This is a genomic window from Xylanimonas allomyrinae, assembly GCF_004135345.1.
Lineage (GTDB): Bacteria > Actinomycetota > Actinomycetes > Actinomycetales > Cellulomonadaceae > Xylanimonas > Xylanimonas allomyrinae.
In genome coordinates this window covers 957,356-975,175 of record NZ_CP035495.1, presented here as the reverse complement: position 1 = coordinate 975,175, position 17,820 = coordinate 957,356, and the positions used below count along the sequence as shown (strand labels likewise).

General features: G+C 74.5%; 19 protein-coding genes and 1 pseudogene. 1 reads left to right on the top strand and 19 read right to left on the bottom strand.

Annotated elements, in window-relative coordinates:
* Nucleotides 1-173 precede the first annotated feature (173 nt).
* From ET495_RS04365 to ET495_RS04320, 12 genes and pseudogenes are all read right to left on the bottom strand, one after another.
* Nucleotides 174-1,118 (bottom strand): acyltransferase family protein, encoded by a 945-nt coding sequence (locus tag ET495_RS04365; protein WP_129202913.1) that lies wholly within the window; start codon nt 1,116-1,118, stop codon nt 174-176.
* Nucleotides 1,001-1,324 (bottom strand): hypothetical protein, encoded by a 324-nt coding sequence (locus ET495_RS04360; protein ID WP_129202911.1) that lies wholly within the window; start codon nt 1,322-1,324, stop codon nt 1,001-1,003. The genes ET495_RS04365 and ET495_RS04360 overlap by 118 nt, the downstream gene beginning before the upstream one ends.
* A 281-nt stretch (nt 1,325-1,605) precedes the next feature.
* Entirely contained in the window at nt 1,606-3,117 is a 1,512-nt protein-coding gene (locus ET495_RS04355; RefSeq protein ID WP_129202909.1) for a PTS fructose transporter subunit IIC, read from the bottom strand.
* Nucleotides 3,114-3,566, bottom strand: coding sequence for a PTS sugar transporter subunit IIA (locus tag ET495_RS04350; RefSeq protein WP_129202907.1), 453 nt, complete (start codon nt 3,564-3,566; stop codon nt 3,114-3,116). Before ET495_RS04350 ends, ET495_RS04355 begins: the two co-directional genes overlap by 4 nt.
* A gap of 3 nt (nt 3,567-3,569) precedes the next feature.
* Nucleotides 3,570-3,929, bottom strand: coding sequence for a PfkB family carbohydrate kinase (locus ET495_RS19120; RefSeq protein ID WP_281276192.1), 360 nt, complete (start codon nt 3,927-3,929; stop codon nt 3,570-3,572).
* Between the two features lie 137 nt (nt 3,930-4,066).
* Nucleotides 4,067-4,525, bottom strand: a pseudogene (locus ET495_RS19115) (1-phosphofructokinase family hexose kinase); the annotation flags it as partial.
* On the bottom strand, nt 4,522-5,283 hold the full coding sequence (locus ET495_RS04340) for a DeoR/GlpR family DNA-binding transcription regulator (RefSeq protein ID WP_129202905.1): 762 nt from the start codon (nt 5,281-5,283) through the stop codon (nt 4,522-4,524). The pseudogene ET495_RS19115 and the gene ET495_RS04340, both read right to left, overlap by 4 nt.
* 169 nt (nt 5,284-5,452) lie before the next feature.
* Entirely contained in the window at nt 5,453-6,199 is a 747-nt protein-coding gene (locus tag ET495_RS04335) for an SDR family NAD(P)-dependent oxidoreductase (RefSeq protein ID WP_129202903.1), read from the bottom strand.
* Nucleotides 6,200-6,307: 108 nt separating this feature from the next.
* Entirely contained in the window at nt 6,308-7,051 is a 744-nt protein-coding gene (locus ET495_RS18455) for an ABC transporter permease (protein ID WP_245993305.1), read from the bottom strand.
* Between the two features lie 20 nt (nt 7,052-7,071).
* Nucleotides 7,072-8,874 carry an FtsX-like permease family protein gene (locus ET495_RS04330; RefSeq protein WP_245993304.1) on the bottom strand — a complete coding sequence of 601 codons (1,803 nt, stop codon included), beginning with the start codon at nt 8,872-8,874 and terminating at the stop codon, nt 7,072-7,074.
* Complete coding sequence (locus ET495_RS04325) at nt 8,874-9,650, bottom strand: ABC transporter ATP-binding protein (protein ID WP_129202901.1); 777 nt, start codon at nt 9,648-9,650, stop codon at nt 8,874-8,876. The genes ET495_RS04330 and ET495_RS04325 overlap by 1 nt, the downstream gene beginning before the upstream one ends.
* A gap of 148 nt (nt 9,651-9,798) precedes the next feature.
* A complete protein-coding gene (locus tag ET495_RS04320) occupies nt 9,799-10,290 on the bottom strand; it encodes a YbaK/EbsC family protein (RefSeq protein WP_129202899.1) in 492 nt (163 codons plus the stop codon).
* Nucleotides 10,291-10,388: 98 nt separating this feature from the next.
* Here ET495_RS04320 and ET495_RS04315 point away from each other — a divergent pair, with 98 nt between their 5' ends.
* Entirely contained in the window at nt 10,389-11,189 is an 801-nt protein-coding gene (locus tag ET495_RS04315; protein ID WP_129202897.1) for a fructosamine kinase family protein, read from the top strand.
* On the opposite strand, the gene ET495_RS17540 is transcribed toward ET495_RS04315, so the two are convergent.
* The 7 genes from ET495_RS17540 to ET495_RS04280 form a co-directional block, all read right to left on the bottom strand.
* Entirely contained in the window at nt 11,161-11,640 is a 480-nt protein-coding gene (locus tag ET495_RS17540; RefSeq protein WP_162616364.1) for a PH domain-containing protein, read from the bottom strand. The two genes, ET495_RS04315 and ET495_RS17540, sit on opposite strands and share 29 nt — an antisense overlap.
* A gap of 50 nt (nt 11,641-11,690) precedes the next feature.
* Nucleotides 11,691-12,647, bottom strand: a complete 957-nt coding sequence (locus tag ET495_RS04305; protein ID WP_129202893.1) for a PH domain-containing protein — start codon at nt 12,645-12,647, stop codon at nt 11,691-11,693.
* The gene (locus ET495_RS04300) at nt 12,644-13,117 is read right to left on the bottom strand and encodes a PH domain-containing protein (protein WP_245993303.1); all 474 of its coding nucleotides are present in this window, start codon (nt 13,115-13,117) and stop codon (nt 12,644-12,646) included. The genes ET495_RS04305 and ET495_RS04300 overlap by 4 nt, the downstream gene beginning before the upstream one ends.
* A gap of 92 nt (nt 13,118-13,209) precedes the next feature.
* Nucleotides 13,210-13,845: a 3-oxoacid CoA-transferase subunit B gene (locus ET495_RS04295; protein ID WP_129202889.1), complete on the bottom strand. Its 636-nt coding sequence runs from the start codon at nt 13,843-13,845 to the stop codon at nt 13,210-13,212.
* 1 nt (nt 13,846) lies between these two features.
* On the bottom strand, nt 13,847-14,632 hold the full coding sequence (locus ET495_RS04290; protein WP_129202887.1) for a CoA transferase subunit A: 786 nt from the start codon (nt 14,630-14,632) through the stop codon (nt 13,847-13,849).
* Nucleotides 14,633-14,645: 13 nt separating this feature from the next.
* Nucleotides 14,646-15,446, bottom strand: coding sequence for a hypothetical protein (locus tag ET495_RS04285; RefSeq protein ID WP_129202885.1), 801 nt, complete (start codon nt 15,444-15,446; stop codon nt 14,646-14,648).
* A gap of 57 nt (nt 15,447-15,503) precedes the next feature.
* Nucleotides 15,504-17,804 (bottom strand): hydantoinase B/oxoprolinase family protein, encoded by a 2,301-nt coding sequence (locus tag ET495_RS04280; protein ID WP_129202883.1) that lies wholly within the window; start codon nt 17,802-17,804, stop codon nt 15,504-15,506.
* Nucleotides 17,805-17,820 lie beyond the last annotated feature (16 nt).

Genomic DNA, 17,820 nt, shown 5'->3' with positions numbered 1-17,820 from the left:
AGCACGCCTAACCCTCACGTTCCACCTGACAGTCACGGTGGCGTCAGCCCAACGATCCGGCCACATCCCGCCCCCACCCGAGGATCGCCCGCCGCGGGACTCCGCCCCCAACCCTCACGTTCGACGTGAACCTGAGACGGCTCGCCGCCCCGCCCGAGGGAGCGCGCCTCGGCTCACCGGGCACCCGCGCGTCGCACGCGGCGCACCCGCGCCAGCACGGCGAGGATCGCCGCGAGCAGCACGCCGGGCCCCACGACCCACACCCAGCGGGTCAGCCACCACGTGGTCGACGTCTCGGTCGCGAGCACGAACCCCGCCCGCTCGTACAGCCACAGGAACGCCACCAGCGCCGTCATGTGCCACACGAACACGGGCATCGTCAGGGAGTTGGCCACGACCACGGCACGCCACGGTCCGCGTCGCCGCAGCCACGCGGCCAGCGCGGGCCGCGCCAGCAGCGCGAGCCCGAGCTGGAAGACCGCGAGCGCCATGACGGGCGCCGTCGTCGGGAACATGTTGCTCATCCGCTCACCGGCGACCGAGACCATGGAGCGCGGGTAGGGGCCCAGCGTGGTGAGCAGGACGAGGCCCAGGAGGCCGGCGGTGGCCACGGCCGCGGGGCGCCGCCACCCGCCGGCCAGCAGCGTGCCGTCGCGCCAGAAGTACCCGAGCTGGTGGGCGAACAGCCACACGGCGAGCGACCCGGCGAGCCCGACCACGGGCTGCCCCCACCCGAGGCCGAGCCGGAGGGTGTCGGCGGCGAGCACGGCGACGGCGAGCACGGCGGGCACCCGCCACCCCCAGGCGAGGTGCGCGCGGGCGGTGAGCGGCACGGCGGCCACGGCGGCGCCGTAGACGCCCAGGAACCACAGGGGGGCGAGCACGGCGGCTCCCCAGTGCAGCACGCTGGGCCGTCCGGCGGCGAGCATCGCGAGGTCGAACACGGCCCAGCAGGCGACCCAGGGCACGAGGGGAAGGGCCAGCCGGCGCAGGCGCGCTTTCAGGAAGCGGGCGGCGCCCCGCCGTCGCGGGTCACGGCCTGCCAGCCGGCGAGGTTGGCGTAGCCGCCGACGAGGAAGAAGACGGGCATGACCTGGAACACCCAGGTCATCGCCCATCCGCCGGGCACGTCGGGGATCGGGTTGGGCATGGTCAGCACGCCGTCGGGACGCCAGTGCGTCAGCGAGAGGGACCAGTGCCACAGCACGACGACGCCGATGGCGAGCACGCGCAGCAGGTCGACGACGCGTTCGCGGCTCGCGGGTGTCGCGTCGACCAGCGCGTCGAGGCTCGAAGGTGTGCGCTCGGCGGGGCGGTCGCTCACGGGGTCCTCCGTACGGGGGTGCGTGCGGGGCACGCCCCGCCGTCCCGGACGGGACCCTGTCAGTCTCGCCGACGCAGACGCGGTGCGCGTGCGGCGGCGCTTCGTGCCGCGCCCGGGGGCGCCGTGCTCGCGGTGGGTGCGCCGCGGACACGGCGGCGCGCCCACGACCGTGCGGGTCGTGGGCGCGCCGGGTGCGCGGTGGCGGGTCAGGCGGTGGCGGGTCAGGTGGTGACGGGTCAGGCGGTGGCGGGTCAGGCGGTGGCGGGTCAGGCGGTGGCGGGTCAGGCGCGAGCGGCCCCGGCCTCCGCGGCGACGTCGGTGGTCTCGCTGGCCTCGGTGGCCTCGCGGCGCAGCGACTTCAGGGCGATGACCACCCCGGCGCAGACGGCCGACCCGACGACGACGGCGACGGCGAACGCCAGCGGGTTGCCGATGAGCGGCAGCACCCACACGCCGCCGTGGGGGGCGCGCAGCGTCGAGCCGAACGCCATGACCAGCCCGCCGGTGACGGCAGAGCCGACGATGGAGGACGCGAGCACGCGCCACGGGTCGAGGGCCGCGAACGGGATGGCACCCTCGGAGATGAACGATGCGCCCAGCAGCCACGCCGCCTTGCCGTTCTCGCGCTCGGCCTGGGAGAACAGCGCCTTGCGGACCTGGGTGGCCAGCGCCATGCCGAGCGGGGCGACCATGCCGGCCGCCATGACGGCGGCCATGATCTTGTACTGGGCGGCGTCGGGGGCCAGGCCCGGCGTCGCCAGGCCGGTGGTGGCGAAGACGTAGGCGACCTTGTTGACGGGGCCGCCGAGGTCGAAGCCCATCATGGCCCCGAGGATGACGCCCAGCAGGATCGCGCTCTGGCCCGAGAGCCCGCCCAGCCAGCTGGTCAGCGCGTCCATGAGCGCGGCGATGGGGCGGCCGATGACGACGAGCATGAGGCCGCCGGTGACGAGCGTCGACAGCAGCGGGATGACGACGACGGGCATGATGCCGCGCACGCCGCGCGGCACGGGCCACCGCGAGATCCACAGGGCGAGGAACCCGCCGAGGAAGCCCGCGGCGAGCCCGCCGAGGAACCCGGCGCCGACGGTCACGGCGACCGCTCCTCCGACGAACCCGGGCACGATGCCGGGCCGGTCGGCGATCGCGTAGGCGATGAACCCGGCGAGCACGGGCACGAGGAACCCGAACGCGGCACCGCCGACGACGAACAGCAGCGCCGCCCAGTGCTGGCCCGAGGCGACCGAGAAGTCGTGGATGAGCGTGTCGGCGCCGACCTGGGTGACCTCGACGGCACCGTTGCGCCCCCACGCGGCCTGGGCGAGCATGAAGGACAGCGCGATGAGGATGCCGCCCGCGGCGACGAACGGGATCATGTAGGAGATGCCCGTCATGAGCCACTGGCGCACGCGCGTCGCGGTGGACGCTCCGGCCTCGACCTTGGTGGCGGGTGCTGCGGCCGGGGCCGGGGACGCCGGTGCGGGGTCGGCCTCGACGGCGGCGACGGCCTGGGCGATGACGCCGGCGGCGTCGTGGACGGCCTTCTTCACGCCGACGTCGACCGTCGGCTTGCCGGCGAACCGGCCCTTGTCCTTGACCTCGAGGTCGGCGGCGAAGATGACGCCGTCCGCGGCGGCGACGGTGGCCGGGTCGAGCGGGGTGGAGCCCGCCGCGCCCTGGGTCTCGACGACGACGTCGTGACCGGCGGCCTTGCCCGCCTGCTCGAGGGCCTCGGCGGCCATGTAGGTGTGCGCGATGCCCGTCGGGCACGACGTCACGGCGACGAGTCTCATGCGGGAACGACCTCCTGGGCGATGATCGCGGCCACGGCGTCGGCGTCGGGCGCGGTGCGGATCGCGTCACGGAAGCTCGTGTGCATGAGGCGCCGCGCGAGCGCCGCGAGGATCTTCAGGTGCTCCTCGGCGCCCCCGGCGGGCGCGGCGATGAGGAACACGAGGGTGGCGTCGCCGTCGGGGCCGCCGAAGTCGACGCCGCCGGGCACCCGCCCGACGGCGAGCGACGGCACGGTCACGTGCGCCGACTTGGCGTGCGGCAGGCCGACGGCGCCGGGCATGCCGGTCGCGGTCGTGACCTCACGGGCGAGGACGTCGGCGACGAAGCCGTCCAGGTCGCTCACGCGTCCCGCCGCGGCCAGCAGCGAGGCGAGCTGCCGGATCACGGCCTGGCGGTCGGTGCTCGTCACGTCGATCGCGACGAGCTCGGGGGTGGTCAGTGCGGTCATGTCCTACAGCTCCTCAACTGCGACGGCGAGGTTGGGGTTGGTGACGACGTCGACGTCGTCGGGGTGGATCTGGGCGGGAGCCGGCACCTTGCTGCCGGGCAGCCGCACGGCGGCACGGCCCCAGGCGACGGCGGTGCGCAGCGCCTCCTCGGGTCCGCGGTCGCTCGCGGAGAGGTAGCCGGCCAGGGTCACGTCGCCCGCGCCGACGGTGGACAGCGGCACGAGCCGGGGCCCGCCCGCCCACCAGGTGGCGTCCGCGGTGACGAGCGCGGCGCCGTGCGCGCCCAGCGACACGAGCACCTCGTCGGCGCCGGCGGTGGTGACCTCGCGCGCGGCGCGCACGACCTCCCCGAGCGTGTGCAGGCGGCGCCCGACCAGCTCGGCGAGCTCGTCCTCGTTGGGTTTGACCAGGCTCGCGACTCCGGCCTTGACGGCGTACGCCAGCGGCGCCCCGACGTGTCGAGCACGAAGCGGGCCCCGGCGTCCGCGCAGACCCGTCCGAGCCGCACGTAGAAGTCGTCGGCCACGCCTCCCGGCAGGCTCCCGGCGCCCACGACGACGGCACCCGGGCCGGCCTGCACGAGGGTGGACCGCACGGCGTCCAGCACCGCGCGCACCTCGTCGCTCGACAGCACGACGCCGGGGGCGTTGAGCTTGGTGGTGCGCCCGGCGTCGTCGACGACCGTCACGTTGGAGCGGGTCTCTCCCCTGGCCGCGACGGGCACCGTCGCGATGTGCGCCTCGGCGAGCAGGCGCACGAACTGGTCGCCGTCCTCGCCGCCGGCGGGGAAGACGGCGGTGGCGGCGACGTCGTGCGCGGTCAGGGCGCGTGCGACGTTGACGCCCTTGCCGCCCGGGTCCTTGCGCGCGGCGGCCGCCCGCACGACGGTGCCGACGGTCAGGTCCCGCACCTGGAAGGTGCGGTCCAGGCTCGGGTTCGGCGTGACGGTGACGATCATGCGCGCACCACCCGGACGCCTGCGGCCTGCAGCTCGTCCCCGAGCACGGGTTCGAGGCCGGCGTCGGTGACCAGCGTGTCGACGGCGCCCACGGGCGCCACCAGGCCCAGGTCGGTACGCCCGACCTTGGTGTGGTCGGCGAGGACGACGACGCGCTTGCCGGCGCGCACCAGGGCGCGCTTGACCTCGGCCTCGGCCAGGTCGGGCGTGGTCACGCCGTCCTCGACCGTCAGGCCGTTGGCGCCCAGGAAGACGACCTCGGCGCGCACGTCGGCCAGCGAGCGCTGGGCCCAGGCGCCGACGGCGGCGAGCGTGCGGCCGCGGATCGTGCCGCCCACCAGGTGGAGGGTGATGTGGGGCCGGCCTGCGAGGAGCGTCGCGATGGGCAGCGAGTGGGTGACGACGCTGAGCTCCCGGTCGGCCGGCAGGAGCTCGGCGAGGCGGTAGGTCGTGGTGCCGGCGTCGAGGATGAGCGACCCGCCGTCGGGCAGCTCGGCGAGCGCCGCCTGGGCGATGGCCTGCTTCTCGGCCGAGTGCACGCCCTGTCGCGTGTCGACCCCGCGCTCGAACCCGAGGTGCTCGAGCGGGATCGCCCCGCCGTGCACGCGGCGCAGCAGCCCGCGCCGTTCGAGCTGCGTCAGGTCTCGGCGCACCGTCTCGGGTGTCACGTCGAGCTCCGCGGCGAGCGTGGCCACCTCGACCCGTCCGTCCGCGCGGGCCCGATCCACGATCGCCCGCAGCCGTTCTTGTGCGTACACATCGACTCCGTCGTCCGACCGCTCGCTGTGAGCGGTGTCCTTTTGTTTGAGTCTGTTGTACGCCCGGTTCTGTCCGCTGTCTATTGTTTTGGCGCAATGAGCGCGGTTTCGGATCGATTCAGACATGGGTCGGGGGCGGTGGCACGCGCCACCGCCCCCGATCGCCTCGTCAGACCGCGGTGTACCCGCCGTCGACCAGGTGGTAGCTGCCGGTGACGAACGCCGCGTCGTCGCTCAGCAGGAACGCGACCACCCCCGCGACCTCGTCCGGCTCACCGAGCCGGCCCATCGCGTGCTTCGCCGCGACGTCGGCCGTGATCTCCTCGGGCAGCGCCGTCAGCAGCGGCGTCGCGATGTACCCGGGGCCCACGGCGTTGACCCGCACGCCCGAACGGCCGTAGTCCGACCCGACCGCCTTCGTCAGCCCGACGATGCCGTGCTTGGCCGCCGTGTACGCCGGGTTGCTCGGCACCGCGATCGACCCGGCGATCGAGGACATGTTCACCACGGCGCCGCCCCCCGAGGCCATGATGGCCGGCAGCTCGTAGTGCAGGCAGTACGCGATCCCGCTCAGGTCGACCGCGATGACCCGGTCCCAGTCCTCGACCGGCAGGTCGGCGATCGGCAGGTTCGGGCCCGGGATGCCCGCGTTGTTCACCGCCAGGTGCAGGCCGCCGAGCTCCGCGACCACCGTCTCGACGGCCCGGCGGTCGTCGTCCGCGTCGGCCACGTCCTGCCGCAGCGCGATGCCGCGCCCCCCGGCCTGCTCGACCAGCGCCAGCGTCGCCTGCGCCGCAGCCAGGTCCAGGTCGCTCACCGCGACCGCCGCGCCCTCCGCCGCGAGCCGCAACGCCACCGCCCGGCCGATGCCGGACCCGGCGCCCGTGACCAGCGCGCACTTCCCGTGGAATCTCATCGTTCAACCTCCAGGCTCGGACGGCAGATACCGCGACCGTACGAGCGTCCCGGCACACCCGCCCCGCCCACGGCGGTCACCGCCCTGAGCCGTTGCTCACACCGCCCCTCACTCGTAGCTGATCGCGTCCAGCACCCGCAGCCGCGCCGCCCGCGCCGCCGGCCACACCGCGGCCACCGCGCCGACGACGACCGCCAGCGCCACCATCGCGCCCAGGCTCCCCCACGGCACCACGAGCGTGCTCAAGCCCTGGTCGGCCAGGACGCGCGGGAACACCGACGCGATGCCCACCCCGATGCCCAGCCCCAGCACCGTCCCGAACACCGCCGTCAGCACCGACTCGATGGTCACCGTCCCCGCGAGCTGCAGACGCCCCAGGCCCACCGCCCGCAGCAGCCCGATCTCGCGCGTGCGCTCGATGACCGACATCGCCAGCGTGTTCACGATGCCCAGCACCGCGATGACGATCGACAGCCCCAGCAGCGCGTACAACACGGCCAGCATCTGGTCGATCTGCGCCGCCAGGCTGGAGACGAACTCGTCCGAGTCCATGACCGAGACCACCACGTACGGGCGCACCGCCGCGGTCACCTCGGCACGCAGCGCCTCCGCGTCCACCCCCGGCGCGGCCACCACGAACGCCGCGTCCGCGACCTGACGCTCGGGCGGCACCAGCGCGTCGAGCAGGTCGCGCCCCACGATCACCGACGCGCCGATCGCCGACGAGTCGAAGACCCCGCCCACGACCACCGGGCGCGCCACGCCGTCGGCCGTCAGCGTCAGCGTGTCGCCCACGGCCCAGCCGCCGTCACGAGCCGCCGACTTGGCCACCAGGGCCTGCCCGCGATCCACCGCCGACGCCTGACCCTCGATCACCTCGGGCCGCAACGTCCCCCGAGCACCCCCGGCTCCAGCCCCATGACCAGGGCCATGTCCGCCGCCGACGGCGTCTGCTCGCCCGACGTGACCAGCACCCCCGACCACCAGTCCGGGTCCACGCGCCCGACGGCGTCGAGCGCCGCCACGTCCGCCAGCGCCCCCGCCGGGATGGTGCCCATGTTCGGGCCACGCAGCACCAGGTCCGCGTGCGCCTCCGCCTCGACGGCCGACGCGACGGAGGCGTTGGCGCTCGCGGCCAGCACCGACGCGGCGCCCACCAGGGCCATGCCGATCATGAGCGCGCCCGCGGTGGCGGCCGTGCGCTTGGGGTTGCGGGTGGCGTTGCCGCGCGCCAGGCCACCCACCGGGCGGGCGAGCGCGGCCACCGGGGCGCCCAGCGCGCCCACGACGACGCGGGCCAGCCAGGGCCCGAGGGCGAGCGCCCCGAACAGCACCCCGGCGGCGCCCACGCCCAGCGCGGGGCCCGCGCCGTCGGCGTCGGGACGCACGCCCGCCCCGACGACGAGGGCCGCGCCGCCCACCGCGAGCACCAGGCCGACCACGACGCGCCACCGTGAGGTGCGGTCGCTCGTGGAGACCTCGTCACGCATGGCCTCCACGGGCGGCACGACGGCGGCGCGGCGCGCGGGCAGCGCCGCCGCGACGACCGAGACGACGACGCCGATGACGACGCACACCACGACGGTCGTGACGGTCACGGGGACCTCGCCCGCGAGGTCCATGCCGACGGCCTCCAGGCCGGCGCGCGCGAGCTCGACCAGCCCGAACCCGGCCAGCACGCCGATCGCCGAGCCGAGCAGGCCCACCACGGCGGCCTGCAGCACGATCGAGGCGAACACCTGCCGCGGCGAGGCGCCCACGGCGCGCAGGAGCGCGAACTCGCGCACGCGCTGGCGCACCGCCATCGAGAAGGTGTTGGCGATGATGAACCCGCCCACGAACAGGGCGATGGCGGCGAAGACGACGAGGAACGTCGTCATGAACCCGAGCATCTCGTCGATGTCGGCACGGGTCTCGTCGCGCAACTGCTGCCCGCGCACGACCTCGCTGGGCGTGGGCGCGCCCTCGAGCACGGGGGCGACGCGCTCGACCAGCTCCTGCTCGCTGACGCCCGGGTCGGCGTAGACCGCGATGGTCGGCACGCGCCCGTCGGGGGCGAACTGGGCGGCGGCCACGGCACGGTCGATGAGCACGATGGTCGCCCCGGCCATGGGCCCGCCGAGAGACATCTCGCCCACGACGGTGACGGTGCGGACCTCGCCGTCCACGACGAGCCGGGTGGTGTCGCCGACGGCGAGCCCCGACGCCTCCAGGGTCGCCTCCTCGAGCGCGATCTCGTCCGGTCCGCGCGGCGCGTGCCCGGCCAGCAGGGTGGCCGTCGGGTCGTCGGGGCCGATGCCGGTCGCGAAGCTGGGCGCCTGCGTGGACTGCACGGCGGTGCCGTCCTTGCCGACCAGCACGACCGGGGCCGACAGCTCGGGGATCGCCACCCGGACGCCGTCGACGGCGTCGATCCGGCTCACCAGGGAGGTGTCGACGGTGTTGCGGCTCGACCCGGCGAAGTCCATCGGGTTGGCCGAGGCGGCCTCCTGCGAGCCGCGCACGAACGCGTCCGCGTTGGCGCCAGCCTCGACGATGCCGTCGAACGTCGTCGACAGCATCGTGCGCAGGGACAGGGTTCCGGCCATGAAGGCGACGCCCAGCGCGACCGCAAGCAGGGACATCAGGAAGCGGACCAGGTGCGCGCTGATGCCGCGCAGCGCGATGCGCAGCATCAGGCGCTCGCCCCGCTCACGGCGACGGACGCCGCACCCGTCGCGCGCAGCGCACCCAGGGCGTCGAGCACGGACTGCGGGGTCGGGTCGACGGTCTCGCCCACGAGCCGCCCGTCGGCCAGGAACAGCACGCGGTGGGCGTAGGACGCCGCCGTCGGGTCGTGCGTGACCATGACGACCGACTGGCCCAGGCCGTCGACGCTGCGGCGCAGGAACCCGAGCACCTCGGCCGACGAGGTCGAGTCGAGGTTGCCCGTGGGCTCGTCGGCGAACACGACGGCGGGGCGCGCCACGAGGGCGCGGGCGCACGCCACCCGCTGCTGCTGGCCGCCCGAGAGCTGCGACGGCTTGTGGCCGAGCCGGTCGGCCAGGCCCACGGCCTCGATGACGGCGTCGAGGTGCGCGTGGTCCACCCGGCGGCGCGCGATGTCGAGGGGCAGCGTGATGTTCTCCAGGGCGGTGAGGGTCGGCACCAGGTTGAACGCCTGGAACACGAACCCGAGCCGGGTGCGGCGCAGCTTCGTCAGCCCGCGCTCGTTCATGGAGCTGACGCGCTCGCCGTCGACGACGACGTCGCCCGCGCTCGGGCGGTCCAGGCCGGCCATGCAGTGCATGAGGGTCGACTTGCCCGAGCCGGAGGGGCCCATGATCGCGGTGAGCTCGCCACGGCGGAAGTCCACGTCCACCCCGTCGAGCGCGCGCACGGCCGTCTCCCCCGTCCCGTACGTCTTCACCAGACCTCGCGCGGTCGCGATCAGGCCGTCGTCGTTCGTCATGCGGGCTCCTTCACGTTCCGGCGGCGCACCGCCGCGCGCCGCGGGGCGGGCGCGCGCCCACCAGCCACGAGACTCTCCCGCGCCGGGCGGCGGCGCTATCGGGGAGGCCCTGGAGACAGACCCTGAACGGCCCCTGAGCGGGCCCCCCTCACGCCTCGGGCGCGGGCTGCGGCACCTGGCCGACGGCGACCCAGCCGTGGTGCCCGGTGACCTCGGCGAGCTCCTCGGGCGTGAGCTCGACGGCGGAGGTGGCAGTGCCGCACGCCGGGAACACCGTCTCGAACCGGCGCAGCGACTCGTCGAGGTACACGGTCGCGGCGGGCGGGTTGCCGAACGGGCACACGCCGCCGGGTGCGTGGCCCGTGAGCTGCTCGACCTCGTCGCCGCCGAGCATGCGGGCCTTGACCCCGAACGCCGCCTTGAACGCGGCGTTGTGCGTGCGGGCGTCACCGGCGAGGACCACGAGGATGGCGGTGCCCGGCTCGGGGCCGCGGAAGCTCAGCGTCTTGGCGATGCGGGCGGGCTCGACGCCGAGCGCCGCCGCCGCCAGGTCGACCGTGGCGGACGACGCGTCGGTGACGATGATCCGGTCGTCCAGCCCGAAGCGGGCGAGATGGGTGCGGGCCAGGTCGAGGGACATGGCGCCGATCGTAGGGCCCAACCCCGGCGGCCGATCAAGCCCCCGCTGGGCACTCCCGCCAGGCACCCCCGCCGGGCGGCGGCTACCGTGAGGCCGCCATGGAGACGTTCGTCAAGGCCCGCCCCGGCGCCCCGCCCGGGTACTTCCGGAGCGAGGCGGCCGGTCTGCGCTGGCTGGCGGTGCCCGGAGGGCCGCGCGTCGTCGAGGTGCTCGACGCCGGGCAGGCGTCCCTGACCCTCGCCCGCGTGCCGCAGGTCCCGGCCACGCCCGCGGCCGCGGCAGACCTCGGGCGCCGCCTGGCGGTGATGCACGACGCCGGCGCGCCCGCGTGGGGGGCGCTGCCCCCGGGCGCGGACGCGGGGTTCTTCGGCCCGCTCGACGACCCGCTCCCCGTCCCGGGCGGCGCGTGGGACACCTGGGCGGAGTTCTACTGCGAGGCGCGCCTGGAGCCCGTGTGCGCGCTGGGCCGCCGGCGCGGCGTGTTCGACCGCGCCGACGAGGCCGCCTTCGACGCCGTCGCAGCACGCCTCGGCCGGCTCGCCGGCCCGGCCGCCGACGACGCCCCCGCCCGCCTGCACGGCGACCTGTGGTCGGGCAACGTGCTGTGGGCGCCGCGTCCCGGCGGCGGCACGCAGGCGGTGCTCATCGACCCGGCCGCGCACGGCGGGCACCGCGAGTGCGACCTGGCGATGCTCGCGCTGTTCGGGGCGCCCCACCTCGCCGAGACCCTGGCCGCCTACGACGGCGCGCACACGCTCGCGCCGGGCTGGCGTGAGCGCGTGCCGCTCCACCACCTGTTCCCGGTCGCGGCCCACGCGGTGCTGTTCGGCGGCGGGTACGTCGGCCAGACGCGGCGGCTGCTCGACCTGCTCAGCACGCGCGCCGCGCCTGCGCATTGAACAGCGCCCACGCCGCGACGTCGTCCACGTGCCTCACGCGCGTCGTCCCGCCGGGGCCGTCGGGCAGCGCGAACGTCACCGTGGCGAGCCGCCGTCGTCGCGCCCGCCAGCCCTGCCTGATCGTGACCGCCTGCGGGTGCTCGTGCCCCAGCACGGTGACGCGGCGCCGCCACCGCCCCGAGCGGACGACGACGATCGCGGGCGTCACTCGCACGCCCGCGTGCCGCCACCCGACCGGGGCCAGCGCGCGGGCGCGGCGCGGCGCGACGAGGAACCCGCACTCCGCCAGGTCGCGGCCGCTCAGCGCGGCCGCGATCGCGTCGGTCCCGTCGTGCCCCGCACCGGGCAGGGTGAGCCCGGCCAGCAGCAGCGCCTCGGGCACCGTGGCGAGCGGGCACAGGTCCGACGGCGAGGGCGCGTCGTCGTCCTCCTCGTCGTCGACGCCCGGCACGTTGACCTTGACCGACCACCAGCCCTGACCTCGCCACCACGGGGGCTGGGTCAGCGTGAGCGCCTGGACGCGCCGGGGGCGAGCGTGCGGCGGTGCGTCTCGGCGACACCGTGCCGCAGGGACAGCGACTGCCCGTCGTACCCGACGCGGAAGCGCACGGACCGTTCCACGACGGCCCAGCCGGCACGCGCCACCCCCGCGACCCCCGCGGTGCCCGCCAGCAGCACGGTGCCGACCACCCCCGCCGACCCGCCGCCCGCCCACGCGCCGACGCCCGCGCCGAGCGTCCACAGCGCGCCGACGGCCGCACCCCACACGGCGGGCGACCGGCGCACCGCGCGCCACGCGCGGCTCGCCGGGACGGCGACGACCGGCTCCGGCTCCTGACCGCACTGCTCCCCGTCGCGCTGCGCCTGGCCGAGCAGGCGTGCCCTTACCGCGAACACGTCCTCGCGCCGCAGGTACGTGAGCGCGACGGCCCGCTCGCCGTCGTCCGCGACCTCGGCCCTCAGGCCCCACAACCCGAACAGGCGCGCCGCCACGGGACGCACGAGGTCGGCCGACTGGATGCGGTCGAGCCGCACCGATCGCACGGTGCGCCTCGCCCGGCCCGAGCGGAGATGGACCGCGTCGTCGCCCACCAGGAACCACCGATGGCGCCACGCGACCAGGTCCGCGCCGATCATCATCGCCGCCCCGGCGACCCCCGCCACGACGCCCCAGCGCCAGAACCCGCCCGACAGGAGCCCGGCCAGGCTCACCCCGTCGGACAGCGCCGCACGCGCCTCCCGCAGCAGGAAGAAGGCCGCGATGCCGACCCGGCCCGCGTTGTCCACCAGGGCGGACGCCGGGTGAGTGCGGCGCCACCTCGGGTCGTCGGCAGGCGGAACCGCAGGCTCCGCCGGCGCCGCGATGCCGGACGGCGCCGCACCGGGCGCGTCGGGCGTGACGGACTCCTCGGGCGGCGTGACGGCGGACGTGTGCTTCGGGCCTGGCGGCACGCTCACGTCGCCTTCCGCAGCCGCACGCCGCGAGCCACCAGCCGGTCCCGCAGCGCCTCGGCCTCCGCCGTGGGCAGCCCGGGGATCGACGTCGAGCTCGCCGCCGCCCGGAACGAGACGCTGGCCAGACCCAGGCGACGGTCGATCGGGCCCTCGACCAGCTCGACGGACTGGAGCCGGTGGTAGGGCAGCGCCTTCGTCTCACGCCAGACCCAGCCCTTGCGGACCACCAGGTCGCTGTCACGCTCCGCCCACCCGATGGCGGCGACCTGCGCGGGCGAGGCCGCCGCCGACCCGAGGACGGCGAGGAACGGACCCGCCAGGAACCACCACCACGGCGAGACCACCACCGCGAGCGCCACCCCGGCGGCGGCCGGGACCGCGCACCAGGCCAGCGTGGCCAGGACGCGCCCGCGGACCAGGCGGGGCGAGACGGGCTTCCATGCGACGTCGTCGAGACCAGGGCATGCGCTCACGGTGATTCAGCGTGCCGGTGCGGGCTGCCGTTGGTCAACGAGGCGACGGGACTCGATCCGCCGTCGCCCGGCAGGTGGTGCGGACGTCGCGGTCAGGCGGCGCCGCGTACCGGGGCGCCCGTCCGGGCGGCCACGTCGTCCGCGCCGACCCCGGGTGCGAGCTCGACCAGCTCCAGGCCGTCGGCGGTCACGTCGAGCACCGCGAGGTCGGTGATGATGCGGTCGACGACGCCCGCGCCGGTCAGCGGGAGCGTGTTCTCGGCGAGGATCTTGGGGGTTCCGTCCTTGGCGGTGTGCTCCATGAGGACGACGACGCGCCGGGCGCCGTGCACCAGGTCCATCGCGCCGCCCATGCCCTTGACCAGCTTGCCCGGCACGACCCAGTTGCTCAGGTCGCCGCGTGCGCTGACCTGCATGCCGCCGAGGATCGCGGCGTCGATCTTGCCCGACCGGATCATGCCGAAGCTCGTCGCCGAGTCGAAGAAGCACGCGCCGCGCGTCGTCGTCACGGTCTCCTTGCCGGCGTTGATGAGGTCCGCGTCCTCCTCGCCCTCCCACGGGTACTCCCCCAGGCCGAGGATGCCGTTCTCCGACTGGAGCACGATCTGCACGCCTGGCGGGATCTGCCCCGGCACGAGCGTCGGGATGCCGATGCCCAGGTTCACGTAGTCGCCGTCGCGCAGCTCCTGGGCTGCGCGGGCCGCCATCTGCTCGCGTGTCCACACCATCTCAGGCCTCCTTGTCCGGCGCGGGGCGCACGGTGCGCCTCTCGATCCCCTTGAGGGACGCCTGGGCGGGCGTCAGTCGTAGCACCGCCTGCACGTACGCGCCCGGCAGGTGGACGGCGTCGGGGTCGAGCGTGCCCGCGGGCACGACCTCCTCGACCTCGGCGATCGTGACGTGTGCGGCCATGGCACACAGCGGGTTGAAGTTGCGTGCCGCCTTGCGGAACACGAGGTTGCCGTGGGTGTCGCCCTTCCAGGCGCGTACGAGAGCGACGTCGGCACGCAGCGCCTCCTCGCGGACGAAGACCGTGGGCGTGCCGTCCCAGTCGAACGTCTCGGTCGGCTTGGGCTGCGAGGCGAGCGCCACGGAGCCGTCGGGCGCGTACCTGATCGGCAGCCCGCCGTCGGCGACGACGGTGCCGACGCCGGTGCGCGTGTAGAACGCCGCCAGGCCCGAGCCGCCGGCGCGCAGCCGCTCGGCGAGGGTGCCCTGGGGGTTGAGCTCGATCTCGACCTGCCCGGCGAGGTACTGGCGTTCCAGCTCGCGGTTCTCACCCACGTAGGAGGCGATCAGCCGCCGGATCTGGCCGTTCTCGAGCAGCAGCGAGTTGCCGATCCCCGCCAGGCCGCAGTTGTTCGACACGATCGTCAGGTCTGCGGTGCCACGATCGGCGAGCGCCTGGAGCAGCACCGCGGGGATCCCGCAGACGCCGAAGCCGCCCGTGGCGACGGTCATCCCGTCGCGGACGACCGCGACCGCCGTGGCGGGGTCGGTGACCAGCTTGTCCATGTTCGTCGTCTCCTCAGTTCAGCCGGGCGAGCTGTTCGAGCACGCGCTCGGGCACGGCGTCGGCCGGCAGCGTGGCCAGCAGGACGTCGCCGTCGATGTCCGGGTCGCCGCCCGCCCAGTACTCGGAGGGGATCTGGCCGATCGACGCCGGTCCCAGCGTCTCGACCTCGCCGGCGGAGCGCAGCGCGACCGCCCAGCCCAGGTGCGCGGCCACGTTGGCGATCGACGTGTAGGAGGCGAGCGACTCGGGTGCGACGACGGCGCCGCCGGTGTCGCCCGCGCCTTCGGAGAGCACGAGTGCCACGCGCGCACCGGCGAGCTTGCCGAGCCATTCGGCGACGTACACCGAGGCGGTGTCGGCGGCGTCCTCGTCGACCACGTCGAGCGGCGTGCCCGCGGCGGCGGCGGCGATCGCGGCCCAGCGGCCCGGCGACGGGCACGCGAGCACGATCGGGCGCTGCGTCTGGAGCGCGATCGTCGACAGGTGCGAGAGCACCTCTTCTGTCGCCTCGGCCGACGCGAGGAGGGTGCGCAGCGCGTAGCCGGGCCGTGAGCGCTCGCCCATCGCGGCGACGAGCTGCGGGTGGCGGGCCAGGTGCGCGGCGTGCAGGGACGCGACGTCGACCCAGCCGGCGTCGGGGCCCAGCAGCGCCTGCACCTGGCCGGCGAAGCCCGTGAACGCCGCGAGGTCGCCCCACGGGATCGGCGCACCCTGGCGGATGACCGCGCGCGCGTAGGCGTCCGAGTCGATGAGCAGCGCGCGGCGCCGGCCGCTGGGCGGTGCCTGCACCAGGATGTCGAAGAGGTTTGCCATGGTCGTCCCTTCCGTTCGGGGAGGCCGGGCCCGTGCGGCCCGGCCTCCCGTGGTGCCTCAGGTGAGCCGGGTGACCTGCTCGCCGTGCCTGTCCTCGAGCTCGCGCACGCGCGCCTCGAGCCTGGCGATCTTCAGCTCGCGCCGGTCCGGCACGACGACGATCGGCAGGTCCTCGATCGGGGCGGTGACACGCTCGGGTCCGTCGATCGCGAAGACGGTCGCGGTCAGCTCGTCCGTCTCGCCCCACGACCCGTAGTAGAGGAGATCCGCGGGTGGCTCGGGAGTGACGAACTCGGCGACGAACTGGTCGAACGGCTTGCCGCGCTCCAGGCGCGCCTGCCGGGCGGCGGCACGGGCCGCGGTGGTCGCCGCCGCGTCCAGGCGGTACGTCTCGGGGTCGTAGCGGACCGCGAAGACGTCCTCGGCGACCTTGCGGCTGATGCGGCCCAGCTCGGCGTCCCGCACCACCGACTCGGGCGCTCGCTCCAGCGGGTCGCCGTACCCTCCGCCGGCGCCCTGGCTGATCATGTACAGCTCGCCGTCGTTGGCGCGGTCGTACTGCAGGCCCATGTGGGACGTCGTGTACTGGCCGTCCTCGAACGGGCGCTCGTTCATGACCTTCTCGATGGACAGGTCGAACGTCTTCGGGTCCCGGCGGATGTGCTCGTAGACGTTGGCGCCCTTGACCATGGCCAGCGGGTAGGCGCCGCAGCCGTAGCCGCCGTACATGCCGTAGACGGAGGAGAACTTCGAGCCCGAGGTCACCGTCATGAAGCCCCACTCGGGCGTGCCCTCGGCGGCGACGATCATCTCGTAGCCCATGCCGCCGGTGAACTTGCCGAAGCCCATGTTGTCGCGCACCAGGCGCTTGGACACGAGCTGCATGAAGGGCACCTCCTCCTCCATGACCTCCTGCTCGGCGGTGTCGGCCATCGCGCAGAACAGCGGGGAGACGGAGTCCTCGCCGTCGCGGAACGGCTTGGCCCCGCCGGGCATCCCGTTGAGGTCGGCGCACAGGTTGCCCACGGCGTCGCCGTGCTGGGTCACCCCGCCCCACAGGAACGTGTTGATCTGGTTGAACCAGTTCGCGACGGTGTTGCTGTACTTGTTCGGCGTCGAGAAGGACACGCGGCTGTAGAGCGCCTGGAACGCGCTGAACCCGCGGAACGAGGCCTGCAACGACTGGCCCATGGGCGCGTCGTACGACGCGTCGGCCCACGTGCCCTCGTCGGAGATGATCTCGATGCAGCTCATCGCGGAGGTGCAGCGCGGCAGGTCGGGCCACCAGAACGCGAGCACGGCCTGCATGAACATCGACTTGACCGAGCACAGCGGCGAGTTGATGGCCCGGTTGAGGATCTCGGGGCCGGTGCCGCGCAGGTCGACGGTCATCGTGTCGCCCTTGACCGTCATCTTGCAGGCGAACTTGATGAGGATGTTCTCCTTGAGCGTCGAGTCCATGAACTGGTCGAAGCGGTAGGTGCCGTCGGGCAGCTCGGCGATGCGCCGGCGCACCTCGGCGTCGACGTCCTCGACCGTGACGCGCAGCGCGGCGATGAACGTGTCGACGCCCACCTCGTCGATGACGGCGTCGATGCGGTCCATGATCTTGCGCACGGCCGTGATCTTGACCTTGAGGTCCGCGAGCTGGAGCTTGGGGTCGCGCACCGAGTGCTGGAGGAAGGTCAGCAGGTCGCGCCGCAGGTGCCCGCGCTCGACGATCTTGAACGGGCTCATGCGCAGCCCGTCGTCGAACGGCGTCTCCGAGCCGGACGGCATGCCGCCCGGCTCGCATGCGCCGTTCTCGCCCTCGTGGATGGTCGCGGCGACCCACGCGATGATCTCGCCGTCGCGCATGATCGGCATGATCATCGACTGGTCGGTGTTGTGGACGTTTCCGTAGCGGGCATCGTTGTGGATGAACCCGTCGCCCGGGTACACCCCGACCGTCGGCTCGTCCTTCCAGTACTTCATGATGTAGCGGATCGGGTGGTGCAGGATCGCGCTGAACGCGATCACCCCGTGGCACGACAGGTACGACACGTCGCCGGCGGCCGTGTAGATCGCCGTCGTCAGGTCGCCCCACTTGGCGCCCGGGGCGGCACCCTGCGCCTCGCACATCTCGTAGCCCTCGTCGAGAGCGCCCGCGATGCGCTTGCGGATGCGCTCGACCTGGAGGCGGTCGACGCCCTGGGCGATCGCCTCGTCCTCACGCACCGAACGGGACGCGATCGAGTGGTCGCGCATGATCTGCGGGTCCGGCCCGAGGAACAGCGTGGTCTCGTCCATGAACTGGTCGACCCACTCCTGCTCCTGCTCGCTGAGCAGCGGCGCCGGGCGTTCCTGGCTGATGGTCATGTCGGTTGCTCCTTTG

Coding starts and splice junctions, on each gene's coding strand:
- ET495_RS04365 (WP_129202913.1), bottom strand. CDS start 1,118: ATGGGCGATGACCTGGGTGTTCCAGGTCATGCCCGTCTTCTTCCTCGT.
- ET495_RS04355 (WP_129202909.1), bottom strand. CDS start 3,117: ATGAGACTCGTCGCCGTGACGTCGTGCCCGACGGGCATCGCGCACACC.
- ET495_RS04350 (WP_129202907.1), bottom strand. CDS start 3,566: ATGACCGCACTGACCACCCCCGAGCTCGTCGCGATCGACGTGACGAGC.
- ET495_RS04335 (WP_129202903.1), bottom strand. CDS start 6,199: ATGAGATTCCACGGGAAGTGCGCGCTGGTCACGGGCGCCGGGTCCGGC.
- ET495_RS04330 (WP_245993304.1), bottom strand. CDS start 8,874: ATGCTGCGCATCGCGCTGCGCGGCATCAGCGCGCACCTGGTCCGCTTC.
- ET495_RS04325 (WP_129202901.1), bottom strand. CDS start 9,650: ATGACGAACGACGACGGCCTGATCGCGACCGCGCGAGGTCTGGTGAAG.
- ET495_RS04320 (WP_129202899.1), bottom strand. CDS start 10,290: ATGTCCCTCGACCTGGCCCGCACCCATCTCGCCCGCTTCGGGCTGGAC.
- ET495_RS04315 (WP_129202897.1), top strand. CDS start 10,389: ATGGAGACGTTCGTCAAGGCCCGCCCCGGCGCCCCGCCCGGGTACTTC.
- ET495_RS04295 (WP_129202889.1), bottom strand. CDS start 13,845: ATGGTGTGGACACGCGAGCAGATGGCGGCCCGCGCAGCCCAGGAGCTG.
- ET495_RS04290 (WP_129202887.1), bottom strand. CDS start 14,632: ATGGACAAGCTGGTCACCGACCCCGCCACGGCGGTCGCGGTCGTCCGC.
- ET495_RS04285 (WP_129202885.1), bottom strand. CDS start 15,446: ATGGCAAACCTCTTCGACATCCTGGTGCAGGCACCGCCCAGCGGCCGG.
- ET495_RS04280 (WP_129202883.1), bottom strand. CDS start 17,804: ATGACCATCAGCCAGGAACGCCCGGCGCCGCTGCTCAGCGAGCAGGAG.